This is a genomic window from Bacillus infantis (assembly GCF_020171945.1).
GTDB lineage: Bacteria > Bacillota > Bacilli > Bacillales > Cytobacillaceae > Bacillus_AB > Bacillus_AB infantis_A.
In genome coordinates this window covers 284379-300883 of the sequence record NZ_JAIVAP010000003.1, presented here as the reverse complement: position 1 = coordinate 300883, position 16505 = coordinate 284379, and the positions used below count along the sequence as shown (strand labels likewise).

Here is a 16505-nt window from a genome sequence, read left to right as displayed (position 1 = left end):
AGTATTTGTGAAATTAGGGGGAATTTCTCCGCTTATTTTTCTGCCTGTCCCCGATTCCCTCATTCAGGTCCGGGAAGGTCCGCTCCCTATTTGGGTGGGCGCGGACTGCTCTTAAATAGAGTTTGCCTGTCGGGTCCGTCAGTTTAACAAGAGCATATTGCAAAACCAAACATCCGCAAATCATATAGTTCCATTATAGGTATTAATAACATTGAACATTAATAGAGCTAAAAACTAAAAAAAGCCGCCCCGGCAGAATCCCTGGGGAGCGGCTTTCAATACTTTATTTTGCAGTAACACTGCAGGAATGCCTTTTAATGATTTGATGAGGAATGATGATCCTTTTGGTCGGCTCTTTCGGATCTTCCACCATCTGGATAAGGCTTTTGGCAGCCTGGTATCCGAGGTCGAAGATATTGATGTCAACTGACGTCAGCGGAGGCCGTGACATTTCTGACAGAAGTACATTATTGAAGCTGATGATAGAAATATCATCAGGCACGGATATGCCCATCTCATCCAATGTATTAAGCACACCGAGCGCCATAAGATCGTCAGCCACCACCAGGGCTGTCGGGGGCTTTTCAAGGGAAAGAAGCTCCCGTACTGCCTCCTGGCCGCCTTCCTTAAGGAATTCTTCATGGATGACATAATCATTGTCCAGCTCAATGTCCGCAGCTCTCAGGGCCTTTTCATAGCCCAGCAGGCGCTCTACGGTGACTACCAGATTCAAGTCCCCGCCCACAAAGGCAATATGAGTATGCCCAAGCTCAATTAAATAGTCGGTCGCTTCTTTCGCAGCCCGGAAATTGTCGTTGTCAACATGTGTGATTTCTTCAACATCACGGAACGGTTTTCCGATGACGGTGAACGGATAATGTCCATCCTGTAAAAATGACAGGACCTTATCTTCAATTTTTGAATACAGGAGGACGACCCCATCCACCCTGCCGCCCTGCACCATCTGGACAACTCCGTTATAAATCTCTTCATCTGTTTTGCCTGTCGTCATATGAAGGGCATAATGCTTTTCATGGGCACCTTCGCTTATGCCCCTCAGAACAGTCGGGAAAAATGGATTCTGGAATACGACGTCAGTGGAGCTTGGCATAATTAGTCCGATTGCCTGTGTTGACTGGCTGGCAAGGCTCCTGGCGATGAAATTCGGATGATATCCCAATTTATCCATTGCTTTTCTGACCTTTTGCTTCGTTTTTTCACTAATCCGCGGGCTGTTCGCAATCACGCGGGAAACTGTAGAAGGGGCCACATTCGCCAGTTTCGCCACGTCTTTTATGGTAACGGCCATTTCCTTCCCCCCTTATCCATAAGAGTACACCGCTGCTATTTCTATCTATGAAAGTATAAAATAATGGCGGCCTTCCTCAATTTTTTCAGGGAGCAGCGTGCTGCTTCCTTCCTTTAACCGGACATATTCTCTGCTGTGCACGGCAAGCCGGACTGAGCTCCAGCCAGGCTCAAAGTTGCCTGCACCTGTTGAGTGCAGATATACAGTTCCTTCCTCACACTTCACTTTAAAGCAGATTTCCCTGTATTCCCCTTCTTCATATGCAAAAGTTTCCCCATCATCTTCATACAGGGTATAGGAGCATTCAGCTCCTTCTTCATAATAAAGATGAAGTGTCAGGGGACCAGCCGCACCTGCTTCCGCGCGGGCAAGCATTGTCCCTTTTCTGATAAAAATAGGCAGCGTTTCCAAAGGTGCTTTGATCAGGTGATGCTTTTCCCCCTCATAGATGCTGCCAGTCCAATAGTCTACCCACATGCCTTCAGGCAGATAGACGGCCCTGTGGGAGGTGCCAGGCTGCATAATCGGTGCGATGATGACATTATCGCCGATCATAAATTGATCAGAAAGGTTCCAGGTATGTTCGTCCTCCGGGAATTCGAGGAATAATGGCCTCATAACAGGGGTGCCCTCTTTATGAGCCTCGGCAAATAAAGAATAAAGGTGGGGCATCCATGTATAGCGGAGCTCAATGTATTTTTTGATGATAGCTTCATATTTGTCCCCGAATGCCCAAGGCTCCTGCCTTGCTGACCCGAGTACGCTGTGATTCCTGAAAAATGGGGTGAATGCACCTGCCTGTGTCCATCTCGTGAGAAGCTCCCCATTGGAATCATGGGCGAAGCCGCCTACATCCGGACCTGAGAAAGGAATACCCGAGACGCCAAGATTCATAACCATTGGCAGCGACATCTGCAGATGCTCCCAAAAGCTCCGATTATCCCCTGTCCATACGGCCGCATACCGCTGGACACCGGAATATCCTGCACGCGTAAGCAGGAATGGCCGCTTCCCCTTCAAATGGCTCTTCATGCCTTCATATGTCGATTTCCCCATCAGGAGGCCGTAAAGATTATGAAGCTCCTTATGTGTCCGGGGATTCCCATCGTTCTCATGCATGACTTTCAAATCCATTGTTTTACTTTCATTGAAGACCGCCGGTTCATTCATGTCATTCCAGATGCCTTCAATCCCAAGCTCTGTATAGTACGAGTGGAGGCTTCCCCACCAGTCGCGCACATTTTTGCTTGTGAAATCAGGAAATGCACTATTTCCTGGCCAGACGTCTCCGTAATATACATTGCCTTCCAGGTATTTGCAGAAAAGGTCTTCCTGGATGCCCTGTTTATAGACCATATATTCCGGGTCTTCTTTCACGCCCGGGTCAACTATCGGAACAATGCGTATGCCCATCTCCTTCAGATCACTGACCATTTTCCCGGGATCGGGAAATTTGTTCCGGTCAAATGTAAAAACCCTGTATTCATCCATATAGTGGATATCCAGATGAATGCTATCCAGCGGGATGCCTTTTTCTTTAAAAGCCGCCGCCAGCTCCATCACTTCCTGCTGGCTTTCATAGCTGTACCGCGACTGATGGTAGCCGATCGCCCACTTGGCCGGCAATGGCATCCTGCCTGTCAGCGATGTGTATTGACGGATAACCTCCTTTGGTGAAGGTCCAGCCATTATATAATAATCAAGCTGGCCGCCATCGGCCGAAAAGGAATAAAACTCCGCTCCGCGCATATCAAACTCTGCCCGGAAAGTATTATCGAAGAATATGCCATGGGCTTTCCCTTCCCTCAAGGTGAGAAAAAAAGGGATGGACTGATAGAGCGGGTCTGTTTCTGGGTTATGCGGTGCATATACATCACTATTCCACATAACCAGCTTTTCCCCTCTTTTATTAAGAAAGCCCGTTTTCTCTCCAAAGCCGTAAAATTGATCGCTCTCCTCCATGTTCTTAAAGCAGATGACTTCTTTAGAATGCTTATAGCCCATCCCTTTTTGATTTTCCCCGGCCAAAATCCTGCCGGCTGCATCCGCCACCGTAATCCGAAGAGGGGATTTGATCAATTTGACAGTCAGGCAAGAGGTCTTTATCTCTGCCTGATCTCCTGATTCACTATGCTCGAGCTCTACTTCCTGCAACTCTCCTATAACGGCAGGGCTCGTTCCCGCATCCGCTTCCCCAAAAAAGTTCATCGTGATGCGGACGATTTCTTCTGTATAGAATACAATCCTGAGTTCCCCTGTTTCAGTCCGGACCTTCAGGCCATTCCTGCATTCTTCTATAGCAAGCACATCTCCTGCTTCCTGGTAATCACTATTTTCTATCTTTCTGCTCTTCCCTGGATGTATGGCAAAGCTTGTATCATCCATATAGCCGACTCCTCCTTCAAATCCCTACTGTCATGACCGGGATATGGAAGCTGCCGGCAATGCCGGATGGGGTCAGGAAACAGGCTTCCTCTTTTTCGACCTTCTCCAAAGAAGGATAATAAAGACGATGAAGGCTGCATAGACCAGCCCCATTACTGCCAGATAAGGGATATTCAAACCTGTCTTTTCTGACAGCACATAGATTTCGGCTTCCTCCCGGTCAACGATCAGCTTATAGTTGCCGTCATCATACCTCACAAGATCCCCGCCCAAAAGGCCTTTCAGCTGCTTATCTTCTTCAAGCAGGCCGGAATCAAGGGAAACAGTCTGTGTTTCCACTGTATTATTGATGGCCACGACAGTGGTTTCATCCTCATAGGTCCGCTTGTACACTGCCATGCCATCCTTATTGTATAAAGGCTCCATTGTTCCCCTTGTGAGGGATGGGAGCTGCTGTCTTAATACACCAATATCTGAGATGTATTCAACAAGCTCCTGGTCTGTCCTGAAGTCCATTTGGCGGCGGTTATCAGGATCTTCTCCCCCATCAAGCGCTATTTCACTTCCATAATAGACAATGGGAATCCCCGGTGACGTGTATAAATATGTGAGGGCCAGACGCCATCTCGGGCCTGGATGCTCATTGTTGCTGATTGCATCGCGTGTAAAACGGACGGTGTCATGATTATCCATGAATGTTCCCATTAAATAAGGATCATCGTACTGGGCCTGATTCCTCTCCCAGCTTGTAAACAGCCAGTCAAAGGGCTGCCCTGGCTTTTCAAATGCTGTACGCAGATGCCCGTTCAGCGGATAATCGACAAACCCGTCGATCCCCGCTTTCTCATACTGTGCAATATATGCAGGATCATCTGTCCATACTTCGCCCAGAAGATAGAAATCCTCCTTGACGCTTTTTACTTCTTTCGCGAAATCCTCCCAGAAGTCAACTGGCACATGCTTGACCGTATCAAGTCGGTATCCGTCAATATCGGTCTCTTCTATCCACCATTTGGCTGCATCCAGGAGATATTGCCTCGTTTCCGGATTCTCCTGGGCGAGGTCAGGCAGATTATAGATCCATCCATTTTCAAGCTCGCCCTGATTCTCCCAGTTGGTTATTTCCTTCTGTTCATGGAACCAGTCCTGCTTTTCCGGGTCATTCACCCAAGGATGATTGGGTCCAACATGATTGACGACAAAATCAAGGATAATTTTCATATCGCGCTTATGTGCTTCTTTTACAAGCTTTTTAAACGTCTCGATAGATCCGAAGTTTTCCTCCGTTTTGTAAAAATCATTGATCCAGTAGCCATGATAGCCGCCTGCTTCATTTTCGAAAATCGGCGTCAGCCAGATGGCTGTAAAGCCCATATCCTTCAGATAATCAAGCTCGTCAATGATACCCTGGAAGTCCCCTCCGTGATAGGCTTTCGGGTCACTTGCTTTTGTTTCCAGGTCATTGCTGAAATCGCCGTTGTTAAAACGGTCGACCATTAGAAAATAAATTGTTTCATCCTGCCATTTACGCTCTTCTTTTTCAACTGCTCCTACCGGTAGGGCGCAAAAAAGAAGAAACGGAATTAAGATGAGAGCCATGACTCCTTTTTTCATCTCCGCTCCTCCTTAAATATCAAGCTGCGCTGCCATAAGGAAACAACCCTTTAAGCAGCCCAGCCCTAAAGTCACTAACCCTTTAAGATTAGCCTTTTGTGCCCCCGGCAGTCAAACCTGAAACGAAATATTTCTGGAAGGATAAAAATAAAATTGAAATCGGGATCGCAATCAGGACAGACCCGGCAGCGAATGTGGTAAATTCGGCTCCATACTGTCTTGATACAAGCTCATATAGCCCAACGGCAAGTGTATATTTTTCAGGTGTCCTTAACATGACCTTTGCCAGGATGAAGTCCGTGAACGGCGCAATGAATGTAAAGAGCGCAACGACTGCAACAATCGGTTTCGCAAGCGGCATAATGATCTGCCAGAAAATACGGAAGTGGCCTGCGCCATCCATCCTTGCACTTTCATCCAGCTCCTTAGGGATGCTGTCGAGATATCCTTTCATCAGCCAGGTGTTCATTGGAATGGCCCCGCCTACATAAATGAGGATGAGCCCGAGATGGGTATCCAGCAGGTTTGTTACCTGTGCAAGGACGAAGATCGCAATCAATGCTGCAAAGTTAGGCACCATCTGAAGAATCAGGAAAGTGGTAAGTCCATTTTTCCTGCCGACAAAGCGGTAACGTGAAAAAGAGTAAGCCATCAAGCTGATGGTGATGACAGATGCCAGCATGGTGATCACGCAGATTTTCAACGTGTTCCAATACCAGATCAGATAATTGCTCTCTTCCGGGTTGAATATCGTCTTATAATGGGCAAATGTCGCATTTTTCGGGATGAGTGATGAATTGGTCAAGCTTGTTCCAGGCGTCAGTGATGCTCCAATGGCCCACAGAATCGGATAAATGATGATGACCGCCATAAAAAGAATGACAAGATAGGTCAGTGACAGCCTGATGAATTTTTCTTTTTTTGTAGTCATATCACATCATATCCTCCTCTTTGAAAGCTTTTGTCCTTCTGAATTGCCATAATGCCACGGAAATGACTATCGCAGATAGAATCATTGTGATGGCTGCAGCCATTCCGTACTCAGATTTCGTGACAGTCAGATTATAGATCCACGAGATCAGGATATCGGTGCCCCCTGCATTTTGGTCTGAGATAGCTGGGCCGCCCATATTGAATAGATAAATAATATTGAAGTTATTAAAGTTAAAGGTATATTGCGTAATCAGGATCGGTGCGATGGACAGCATGATCAGCGGGAAGGTAATATTCTTGAATTTCTGCCAAATCGTCGCTCCATCCACCGTTGCCGCTTCATAAAGCTCATCCGGTATCGCCTGCAGCACACCTGTGACCATCGCAAAAATGAACGGGAACCCAAGCCAGGTCTGGATCATAATGAGAGCGATCCTTGTCCACAGGGCCTCTGTCATCCACGGGATCGGACCGATGCCAATGAAATCAAGCACGACGTTATTGATGGCACCGAACGTTTCATTGAACAGGCCTGAAAAGATAAGGATGGATACAAATGCCGGTACGGCCCATGGCAGGATCAGGATTGTCCTGATGATTGCTTTCCCTTTCAGATCCTTCTGATTGACAAGGACTGCCAGGAAAACCCCAAGGGCAATTTGGAACGTTGTCGCACCGAACGTCCAGATGATCGTCCAGGCAAACACGTTTACGAAAGTATCGCGCCAGATATCCAATGTGACCAGTTTGGCGAAGTTATCGAATGCCACCCAGTCCATCAGCTTCGCAGGCCACTGATGATACAGGTTGTAGTTTGTGAACGAAAGCAAAAGCACGAACACAATCGGAAGGATGACCACAAACACCAGCAGGAAGAATCCCGGTGTGATCATCAAGTATGGGAAACCGGAATCTATCAATGTATGATATTGCTCTTTTATCGAGCTCAGGTGCTTGCCCAAGTCCCGTTTCTTTCCATTTTTATAGGCATCGCGGATGTTGATGTACATAAACCCTGCCGCGAATAGAAGAAGGATGACGGAAATGATTCCGTATACCAGGAGGAAGATGGAATTATCCCTCGGCAGCTTTTCCCCGAGAGTGACAAGTCCCCAAAGGCCAATATTGAGGAAGTCTTTAAAAGCAACAATGAATGATAGTGTTAGAATTAAAAAGGCGATGCCTTTGACAAATTGTTTATTATACATTTGGCCAAGTCCCGGGATGATGGACAGACCTGCAGCAATTTTCCGATGGTTTGAACGGTATGCTTCTTCCATTGAAAGGATGCCCCTTTCTATCTGATTCCCATAAAGGGCGATTTTTTTAGTGGATCTTTCTTTGCGGCATTATTGTCTTCTGAAGCAGACAAAAAGGAGTATATCTCTTAAAATCCTGCTCTTTTGACTGCTTAATAAAATGGGAGGCAGTACTCCACCAAGGAGTACCGCCCTTTCCTTTATTGCTATAGATCAGTTTCCGCTGTGGTTAGCTTCGATTTGCTGTTCAATAGTCTTCACAGCATTATCAAGCGCTTTTTTGGATTCTGATTTACCTGTGATGATTGTTTCTACCGCTTTTTTCATAGGATCCCAAACCTCAGCCATTTCCGGTACACTTGGCATTGGAACAGCATACTGGGACTGCGCCATTACTGCTGCAGCACCTTCGTTATTCTTAACGAACTCAGGATCTTCCATCAGTGATTTCAATGGCGGGATTTCGCCAGTCAGTTCAAAACGCTTTTTGGCATTTTCTTCATTTGTGATGAATTCAACGAATTTCTGTGCCCATTCCTGGTTTTTGCTGAAGTTTGTAACAAACCAGCCTTTAACACCCATGAATGTCTTGACAGGCTCGCCATTTGGAAGCTTCGGCATAGCTGCTACACCATAATCGATGCCTGCATCTTTATAATCCTGGAACGCCCAAGGTCCGTTTTGGACAGCAATAGCTTTTCCTTCTTTAAATAGGCCGTTCATATTGTCGTTTGATTTTTCACCGATGATTCCTTTCGGGAATAATCCTTCTGCATACCACTTTTTGATATAATCTGCTGCTTCTACAGAAGCATCGTTATTCAGGCCGATATCAGTCACGTCAACTTTGCTGTCTTTCTCGCCGAATACATATCCGCCGAATCCGGAGAATACGCCGTGTGCATGATAGAAGTCATCCCAGATTGCAAGGAATCCGTAGTTTCCGTCTTTTGTTACTTCTTTTGATTTAGTATAGAGATCTTCCAGGTTTTCCGGAACTTCAGGAAGCAGTGCTTTGTTATAAATGAAAACCGGTGTTTCAGTAGCTTTCGGAAGTCCGTAAAGCTTGCCTTCATATTTCAGGGCTTCTACTGAAGAACTTGTAAATTGGTCAAGGATCTCGTCGCTTACTTCAAGTTCCTTAATATACCCTTTTACCATCGCAGGGCCAGTGCCGTCATGTGACATTGTGATAACATCCGGCGCATTGGCTGTGTTGCCGTCCAGTGCAAGGTTTTCCTGCATCTTTGTTATATTCAATTCCTTGAATTCAATTTTGATGCCGTGTTCTGCTTCAAACTTGTCTGCCGCATCTTTAAGAGCGACTCCTTTATCTGTATCTTCCCAGACGATCAGCTTTTCAGGTTTGTCTGAACCGCCTTCTGTTTTTTCTCCTGCAGTGCCTGTTTCTTCATCTTTAGGACCGCAAGCAGCCAGCACTCCAAAAACCAGGACGATCATCATAAATAATGATAAAGCCTTCTTCATTTTGACCCCTCCAAAGAAATTATATTTTTCTAGTACAACCGTTTGCACAAATCGCTGTATTAAAGACAGCTGAAAGCGTTATCAGCATATTCAAAAAAAATAACCGCTGGTACTTTTCAGGACAGCCGCCTGTGAAAACGATTGCACAAACTTTAACTTTATTATACTTGCTAATTTCATTTTGACAACCCCCTTTTTTAACATTATCCCGAAAAAGTTTATATCGGATATGAGAGCTCCAGCTTGAATGAGAGCCTGTTCTTTGATAAATTTTATAAAAGTCAACTTGCGATGCAATCGATTGCACAAGAGAGGGGAAAATTTATGCTGGAAAGGTCGTCAATATTTCACCAGCCTGCTGACAGCTTTACATATGCTTATAGCGAAAGCGTACTCCATATCAGGCTGAAAGCCAAGAAAGGCAATATTGAGGAAGCTGAACTTATTTACGGAGACCAATATGAATGGAATGAAGACGGCTGGGCCAGCCGCCGGATCCCGATGAAAAAAACGGGAACCGACGAATTCTTTGATTACTGGCTGGCTGAGCCAGAGCCGGAGTTTAAAAGAACACGGTATGGTTTTTGCCTGAAGTCAGGGGACGAGCAGGCCGTTTATACTGAAAAAGGCTTCTTTGACGAGCTTCCTGAAGATCCCGGCAGCCTCTTCTGCTTCCCCTATCTTCATGCAAGCGAGGTTTTCAGGGCTCCGGAATGGGTGAAGGATACGGTATGGTATCAAATTTTTCCGGAGAGATTCGCTAATGGCGATGAATCATTGAATCCCCCGGATACGAAACCGTGGAGAAGCGAGGAGCCCCAGCCTGATAATTTCTTTGGCGGCGATTTCCAGGGAATCATTGACCATATAGACTACCTTGCCGGCCTGGGCATTACAGGGATTTACTTCACACCTATATTCAAGGCATACTCCAATCATAAATATGATACAATAGATTATTATGAAATCGACCCCCAGTTTGGTGATAAAGAAACGTTCCGCAAGCTTGTGAAGATTTGTCATGAAAAGGGAATCAGAGTCATGCTTGATGCTGTCTTTAATCACAGCGGCTATCAGTTCGGACCTTTTCAGGATCTGCTGGAAAACCAGGAGGAATCCAAATTTAAAGACTGGTTCCATGCTGAAGAATTTCCGCTGGAAGGCGGAGAACGTCCAAACTATTCTACCTTTGCGTTCGTCGAGTCCATGCCAAAGCTCAATACGCAAAATCCGGAAACAAAGGAATATCTCCTGGAAGTCGGCCGTTATTGGGTGCGGGAATTTGATATCGATGGCTGGAGGCTGGATGTCGCCAATGAAATCGATCATCAGTTCTGGCGCGAATTCCGGGCAGAAGTGAAGAGCATCAAGCCAGATCTGTATATCCTCGGGGAAATCTGGCATGATAGCATGCCATGGCTCAGGGGGGACCAATTCGATGCTGTCATGAATTACCCTTTCCTGACAAATGTTCTTAATCTATTTGCGAAAGAAAATATCAGTCCCCGCCAATTTGCAGAGAATATGGTCTCTGTTATCCATATGTATCCTGATAATGTCAACGAGGCTGCTTTCAATCTGGTTGGAAGCCATGATACTCCAAGGGTTCTTACCGAGTGCGGGGGATCGCTTGAAAAGGCAAAGCTGATTTTCACATTCATGATGACTTATATCGGGACTCCCTGCATTTATTACGGGGATGAAGTCGGACTTTCCGGCGGCATGGATCCTGGATGCCGGGAATGCATGCCATGGGATGAAGAAGAATACAGCATAGAAATGTACGAACATACAAAAAAGCTTATTCAATTGCGTAAATCAGAGCCGCTTCTGGCAAATGAGGGAGTTCTGGAGTTTCTGGAGCTCCCAGAGGAGAGTACAGTTGCTGCATTTGCCAGAAGTTCGGGAACCAGGAAGATTGTCATTCTCTTAAATGCTTCAAATGAAGAAGCTTCATTCTCCCTCCCCTTTCCTCTAAGAGGGAAAAAAATTATTGATTTGCTGACGGAGGAAGAATATGCTGCTGAAGCAGATTCCCTGTCTGCAGAATTGGAAGCCTACGGGGCGGCCATATTGTCCTTTGAACTATAAAAATTTCAAACCATCATTTATAAGGCTGGCACTTCTGCCAGCCCTTTCTTTGCGTATAATGACTTCCCGGGGGAGGCGCTCTTTTATCACAAAGAATCATACCGAATTGTTTAGGAGAAATGCAATATGAAACAACCGAAAAAAAATTTGACTTTATTTGCCCTCACCTGGCCCATTTTCATTGAAATACTGCTTCATATGCTCATGGGGAATGCTGACACGCTTATGCTGTCGCAGTACTCCGATAACTCTGTTGCTGCTGTCGGGGTTTCAAACCAAATCCTGTCACTCATCATTGTGATGTTTGGATTTGTAGCAACAGGCACTAGCATACTCGTTGCCCAGAACCTGGGGGCAAAACAGCCCGGAAAAGCCGGTGAAATATCGGTGGTGTCCCTTGGGACCAACCTTTGCTTCGGCATACTGCTCAGTGCCGTCTTAATCATTTTTGGCAAGTCTTTGCTGAAGCTGATGGACCTGCCTCCGGAACTGATGGATGAAGCAAACGTTTATCTTGTAATTGTCGGCGGCTTTTCCTTTGTCCAGGCACTCATCATGACCATTGGGGCTGTCATCAGAAGCTATGGTTTTACTAGAGATGTTATGTATATCACCATCGGGATGAATATTTTGAATGTCATTGGAAATTATCTTTTCATCTTCGGCCCTTTGGGAATACCTGTACTGGGTGTCGAGGGTGTGGCCATTTCTACTGCTGTCAGCAGAACGATCGGCCTTGCGGCTTCCATCCTGGTGCTCATCAGGCGCACAGAGGGCGAGCTGCCTTTCAGGCTTCTTTTCCGCTTCCCGAAGGAACATCTGCGGAATCTCCTGCAAATCGGCATACCTTCTGCTGGTGAGCAGCTGTCTTATAACGCCTCCCAGATGGTCATTACCTATTTTGTTGCAATGATTGGAACAGAAGCTTTGACGGCAAAGGTTTATGCCCAGAATCTGATGATGTTCATTTTTCTATTCAGCCTCGCCATCAGCCAGGGAACCCAAATCATGATCGGGCATATGATCGGCGCAAGAGAATTCGCATCGGCCTATCATAGGTGCATCAAAAGCTTGAAGCTCGCTATTGCGATATCTTTGGGAGCAGCTGTCGTTTTCACCTTTTTCTCAGATTCATTGCTGGGCATCTTTACGGACAATCAGGATATCATCAAGGTTGGAAGCACGCTGATTCTTTTGACCATCATCCTTGAACCCGGCCGCTCCTTCAATCTGGTTGTCATCAGCTCGCTAAGGGCAGCGGGCGATGTAAAGTTCCCTGTCTATATGGGCATCCTCTCCATGTGGGGTGTTTCTGTCACCATTTCTTATATTGCGGGGATCCATTTCGGACTTGGGCTTATTGGGGTATGGATCGCCTTCATTGCAGATGAATGGCTGAGAGGGATCCTCATGCTGTGGAGATGGCGCTCTAAAGTATGGATGGAAAAATCGTTCATCGGCAGGGCCGGCAAAGGTAAAGAAGCTGCCGGGTAAAGAGACAGCAAGGCCTGGCGGCAGCCAGGCCTTTTTTATATTGTAGCGAGGAGCACTGCTTTTTCTTCCTTCGTCACATAATTCCTAGCTCCAAATGAGTTATATCCGTTCTTCCGGATTTTATTAAGGATGGCTCTGTAAAGGACAGCTGCCCCCTTGACAGGCGTCCTGGAAGAAGGAGGATAAAAATGGATCGTTTCCAGCGCTTCTTCATAATATTGCTCGGCGATTCCCGCCAATTCCTCAAACAGCGCGAAGAAAGCCGCATTCAGCTGGCCTGACTGCAGTTCTTCCTCCTTATATCCGTGCTTCTCCATCAATGCTGCAGGGAGATAGACCCGATCTCTTTTGAGGTCATCACCAATATCCCGCAGTATATTGGTGATCTGCATAGCCTGCCCCAGCTTAATGGCGCCATGCTTCAGCTTTTTCGCATTATCAGGCGCAAGGACAGGGAGCAGCATCAGACCGACCGTACTCGCCACATGATAGGAATAATCAAGAAGTTCATCGACTGTATTGTATCTTGATTTGTACAGATCCATTTTCTGCCCTGCAATCATTTCAAAGAAAGGAGTGCTGTCCATGTCAAAGCTGCCGAACACGTCCCTGAGCGCCGTCCACAGCATAACATCCTGATCGGGCAGCCTGCCTTCGAGAAATACGGCAAACTCTTCTTCAAAAGCAGCCACCTCCTCCTCTGGGCTCACTCCTTCGTCCACAATATCATCCACCCTGCGGCAGAAAGCATAAATGGCCCAGACAGCCCTTTTTTTCTCAGGCGGCAGGAAAGAAAAAGCACGGTGAAATGTGGCTGAATTATTTTTGATGACCTCTTCACAATAGCGATAGGCCGCTGCAGCTTTATCCAATGATCGACACTCCTTCCGTTTGTATATTCTTTTTATGCTCAAGCTTGATATGATCAGCCAGCATCTTTGCTCCCTGCAGGACAATCGGGATCCCTCCGCCAGGATGGACGCTTGCCCCGACCGCATAGATGTTTTTTTCCTTGAAAGGCTTCAGCTGGGGTCGGAAAATGCCTGACTGGAACAGGGAAGGAGCTATCCCAAAGCTTCCTCCTCCATACAGTCCCTCGCGGAGTGCATCCTCAGGGGTCCTGACCTTCATCCATTCTATATGGTCTCGGAGCCCGGGAAAGCTATCCCTTTCCATCCGGCTGATGATCCTGTCAACATACTCATCCTTACTGCTCCAGTCGGTATGTTCACCTGATGGAGCGGGTATGAGAGCATAAAGGACGCTTTTCCCTTCAGGCGCAAGAGAATCATCGATTGCTGAAGGATAGAATGTATAATAAGAGGGTTCTTCCGGCAGCAGCTGCTGCTTGAAGATCTCTTCCATGCTTTTATTGAAATCACGGCCTATGAAAAACTGGTGCACCATCGCTTCCTCATATACTTTTCCGATCCCGAAGTAGAGGAGCAGACAGCCGGAGGAGGCTTTGTAATTTTTCCTGCGGTCCAGAAGCTCTTTTTCCGCTACAGGAAAATCGCCGTTGATGATGAAGGAGTCGTATTTTTCTTCCTGTCCATTGATAATGGCTCCCTTGGCCTTTGTGCCGTCTGTCAGCAGCTTTTCAACACGGCTCCCAAGTCGTATTTCTACTCCCTTCTTCTTAAGAAGTTCTTCAAGTTTTCCGATCAGGCTGGCATAGCCGCCTTTCACATAAAAAATGCCATGCTTGTGCTCACTGTAAGACACAAGGCTGTAGATGGCGGGGGTGCTCAGCGGATTGCCCCCGATATATAAGGTCTGGAGAGCATAGGCAATCCTCAGCCTTTCATCCTTAAAATAAGATGAAAGCTGCTTATCAACACTTTTATGAGCATTCATTTTCGCTAAAGAGGAAAGTGTCTTCTTATTCCAGAAGTCTCCCTTCTCCAGAAAGGGGCGTTCCAGGAACTGAGGTCTGCCCGTATGGAAACGATAGTCCATATCCTTCATAAACCTTTGAAACCCTGCGAGGCTTTCGGGGAATTTTCGGCTGATCTCCTTTTCCTGATCACCTATGTCTGCATGCTTGATATAATCGGTTCCGTCCGGATAAGTAATTTTATAGAGCGGGTCCAGCCTCATCATTTCATACTGATCCCTGCCAAGCCCCGCTTCTTCCAAAATACTCTCAATCATATCAGGGAGCAGGACGATGGTTGGCCCCTGGTCGATCCGAAAGCCGCCTTCCTCCATAAAAGAAAGCCTTCCCCCAAGCTTATTTTCCTTTTCGAGAATGACGACTTCATGGCCATCGTCTGCCAGCAGCAGTGCGGATGTCATGCCGCCGATCCCGCCGCCGATAACCGCTGTTTTCATAATGCTTCCTCCAGTCCCGGGAAGCTTTGGCCATCTTGTTCCGGCAATTCCAGCCCGTCTTTTTCCAATATCATTTTTGCCGTGATCCTCGCTGACTCCAATATGGTCGGCAGCCCGCTGCCAGGGTGAGTCCCTCCGCCGACCAGCCATGTATTCCCCGCTTCCTCAAATCGATTATGCGGCCTCAGCACCATCATTTGCGAAAGCTGATGCCCAAGATTGAAGGTCGCGCCTTTATAGACATGCAGATCATCTTCCCAGTTTTTAGGGCTGATAATCTTTTCAAATTCTATATGGTCCCTCAAGCCTTTAAAACCGGTCTTCTTTTCTACTATATCCAGAACAAGATTCCTGAACTCTTCCTGCCTGCTATCCCATTCAATGCCGCTGAAGTTATTAGGCACAGGTGCAAGAATATAAAGTGCAGATTTTCCTTCCGGCGCCAATGTCGGGTCTGTGGCAGACGGGTTCTGGATGTAGATGGAAGGGTCCCCGGATAAGCTGAGTGTTTTCGTGATTTCTTCTACGTTCCTTTTGTAATCCTCGGCAAAGCAGATGGTATGGTGCGGGAGGTCATACTGCTTATCAAGCCCGAGATAAATCATGAATGTTGAACAGGAGTATTTCTTTTTTTCCAGTTTGGGGGTTTTATACTTTTTCAGTTTTCCCTCATTAAGGATCGTGCTCATTGCCTTGGCAAAATCGGCATTGATGATAACTTCATCAGCAGCTACCTTCTCACCTGATTCAAGGATGATTCCCCTGCTGTCACTGCCTTCCATCCAAAGGGTCTTCACACCCTTTCCGAGATGTATCCTGCCTCCATGCTCCATGGTGACTTTCGCCATCGCTTCGGGCAGCTGGTTCAGACCGCCGATCGGATGGTAGATCCCATACTCGTGCTCCATAAAGGAAAGGATCGAAAAAGCGCCAGGGCATTCCCATGGAGACATCCCCAGATATTTAGACTGGAAAGTAAATGCCAGACGAAGCGTTTCACTGTCAAAATAACGGGAAAGCACATCATAAAGGCTTTTTCCAAGAGACAGCTCAGGCAGGGCTTTGATGACCTTCCAGCTCAGATAGTGCCGATACCTGTCCATCCGTGATTGCAGAATGGGCATCAATGCTGACATTTTCCTCTCTGTATCTTCCATAAACCGGAGATAGCCATTGCCATTCCCGGGAAACTTTTCTTCTATCCTGCGGACCATTTCATTCCGGTCGCTTGTGATATGGATTCCGGCATCCTCGAAGATCAGTTCATACATCTCTTTTAATTCCTTAAGCTGCAGATAGTCAGAGAGTCTTCGGCCGCTGGCTGCGAAAAGCTCTTCTGCAATATGGGGCATACTGAGAAAAGTAGGCCCGATGTCAAAAGTAAAACCGTCCTTCTTTATGCTGCCTGTCCTGCCGCCCAGATAAGGCTGCTTCTCATAGACATCCACCTCATATCCACGGCTGGATAGGAGCATGGACGCAGCGAGCCCCCCTGGCCCCGCCCCAATGATCACGATTTTTTTAACCATCTTCTGGCCTCCTTTCAAATTCCGGAACTATACAATAGTTATACAAACATTATACAATCATACTTTGAA

Annotated in this window: 11 protein-coding genes; 2 read left to right on the top strand and 9 right to left on the bottom strand. The window is 46.7% G+C overall.

The genetic code is table 11. The annotated features are described in order from the left end of the window. Positions 1 to 283: 283 nt before the first annotated feature. From LCM00_RS08250 to LCM00_RS08225, 6 genes are all read right to left on the bottom strand, one after another. Positions 284 to 1309, bottom strand: coding sequence for a LacI family DNA-binding transcriptional regulator (locus LCM00_RS08250; RefSeq protein ID WP_224900041.1), 1026 nt, complete (start codon positions 1307 to 1309; stop codon positions 284 to 286). A gap of 45 nt (positions 1310 to 1354) precedes the next feature. Beyond that, on the bottom strand, positions 1355 to 3694 hold the full coding sequence (locus LCM00_RS08245; protein WP_224900038.1) for a glycoside hydrolase family 31 protein: 2340 nt from the start codon (positions 3692 to 3694) through the stop codon (positions 1355 to 1357). A 72-nt stretch (positions 3695 to 3766) separates the two neighbouring features. Beyond that, positions 3767 to 5308 (bottom strand): alpha-amylase family glycosyl hydrolase, encoded by a 1542-nt coding sequence (locus LCM00_RS08240; RefSeq protein ID WP_224900036.1) that lies wholly within the window; start codon positions 5306 to 5308, stop codon positions 3767 to 3769. An 88-nt stretch (positions 5309 to 5396) separates the two neighbouring features. Beyond that, positions 5397 to 6239: a sugar ABC transporter permease gene (locus tag LCM00_RS08235; RefSeq protein WP_094768262.1), complete on the bottom strand. Its 843-nt coding sequence runs from the start codon at positions 6237 to 6239 to the stop codon at positions 5397 to 5399. Between the two features lies 1 nt (position 6240). Then, positions 6241 to 7521, bottom strand: a complete 1281-nt coding sequence (locus LCM00_RS08230) for a carbohydrate ABC transporter permease (RefSeq protein ID WP_224900034.1) — start codon at positions 7519 to 7521, stop codon at positions 6241 to 6243. A 192-nt stretch (positions 7522 to 7713) separates the two neighbouring features. After that, complete coding sequence (locus tag LCM00_RS08225; RefSeq protein WP_224900031.1) at positions 7714 to 8988, bottom strand: extracellular solute-binding protein; 1275 nt, start codon at positions 8986 to 8988, stop codon at positions 7714 to 7716. Between the two features lie 327 nt (positions 8989 to 9315). Here LCM00_RS08225 and LCM00_RS08220 point away from each other — a divergent pair, with 327 nt between their 5' ends. Together LCM00_RS08220 and LCM00_RS08215 are read left to right on the top strand one after the other, a co-directional pair. Further along, complete coding sequence (locus LCM00_RS08220) at positions 9316 to 11079, top strand: alpha-glycosidase (protein ID WP_224900598.1); 1764 nt, start codon at positions 9316 to 9318, stop codon at positions 11077 to 11079. 126 nt (positions 11080 to 11205) lie between these two features. After that, complete coding sequence (locus LCM00_RS08215) at positions 11206 to 12573, top strand: MATE family efflux transporter (RefSeq protein ID WP_224900029.1); 1368 nt, start codon at positions 11206 to 11208, stop codon at positions 12571 to 12573. 35 nt (positions 12574 to 12608) lie between these two features. Here the strand turns inward: LCM00_RS08215 and LCM00_RS08210 are convergent, their stop codons facing one another. From LCM00_RS08210 to LCM00_RS08200, 3 genes are read right to left on the bottom strand one after another with little or no spacing between them, the layout of a single operon-like run. After that, complete coding sequence (locus LCM00_RS08210) at positions 12609 to 13445, bottom strand: phytoene/squalene synthase family protein (RefSeq protein WP_224900027.1); 837 nt, start codon at positions 13443 to 13445, stop codon at positions 12609 to 12611. Then, on the bottom strand, positions 13438 to 14907 hold the full coding sequence (locus tag LCM00_RS08205) for a phytoene desaturase family protein (protein WP_224900025.1): 1470 nt from the start codon (positions 14905 to 14907) through the stop codon (positions 13438 to 13440). Before LCM00_RS08205 ends, LCM00_RS08210 begins: the two co-directional genes overlap by 8 nt. Continuing rightward, positions 14904 to 16436 carry a phytoene desaturase family protein gene (locus tag LCM00_RS08200; RefSeq protein WP_224900023.1) on the bottom strand — a complete coding sequence of 511 codons (1533 nt, stop codon included), beginning with the start codon at positions 16434 to 16436 and terminating at the stop codon, positions 14904 to 14906. Before LCM00_RS08200 ends, LCM00_RS08205 begins: the two co-directional genes overlap by 4 nt. Positions 16437 to 16505: the final 69 nt, after the last annotated feature.

What these genes read in the sequence shown, in the direction of transcription:
- LCM00_RS08245 (WP_224900038.1), bottom strand. Translation starts at nt 3,694, where the DNA reads ATGGATGATACAAGCTTTGCCATACATCCAGGGAAGAGCAGAAAGATA.
- LCM00_RS08225 (WP_224900031.1), bottom strand. Translation starts at nt 8,988, where the DNA reads ATGAAGAAGGCTTTATCATTATTTATGATGATCGTCCTGGTTTTTGGA.
- LCM00_RS08250 (WP_224900041.1), bottom strand. Translation starts at nt 1,309, where the DNA reads ATGGCCGTTACCATAAAAGACGTGGCGAAACTGGCGAATGTGGCCCCT.
- LCM00_RS08240 (WP_224900036.1), bottom strand. Translation starts at nt 5,308, where the DNA reads ATGAAAAAAGGAGTCATGGCTCTCATCTTAATTCCGTTTCTTCTTTTT.
- LCM00_RS08235 (WP_094768262.1), bottom strand. Translation starts at nt 6,239, where the DNA reads ATGACTACAAAAAAAGAAAAATTCATCAGGCTGTCACTGACCTATCTT.
- LCM00_RS08205 (WP_224900025.1), bottom strand. Translation starts at nt 14,907, where the DNA reads ATGAAAACAGCGGTTATCGGCGGCGGGATCGGCGGCATGACATCCGCA.
- LCM00_RS08230 (WP_224900034.1), bottom strand. Translation starts at nt 7,521, where the DNA reads ATGGAAGAAGCATACCGTTCAAACCATCGGAAAATTGCTGCAGGTCTG.
- LCM00_RS08215 (WP_224900029.1), top strand. Translation starts at nt 11,206, where the DNA reads ATGAAACAACCGAAAAAAAATTTGACTTTATTTGCCCTCACCTGGCCC.
- LCM00_RS08200 (WP_224900023.1), bottom strand. Translation starts at nt 16,436, where the DNA reads ATGGTTAAAAAAATCGTGATCATTGGGGCGGGGCCAGGGGGGCTCGCT.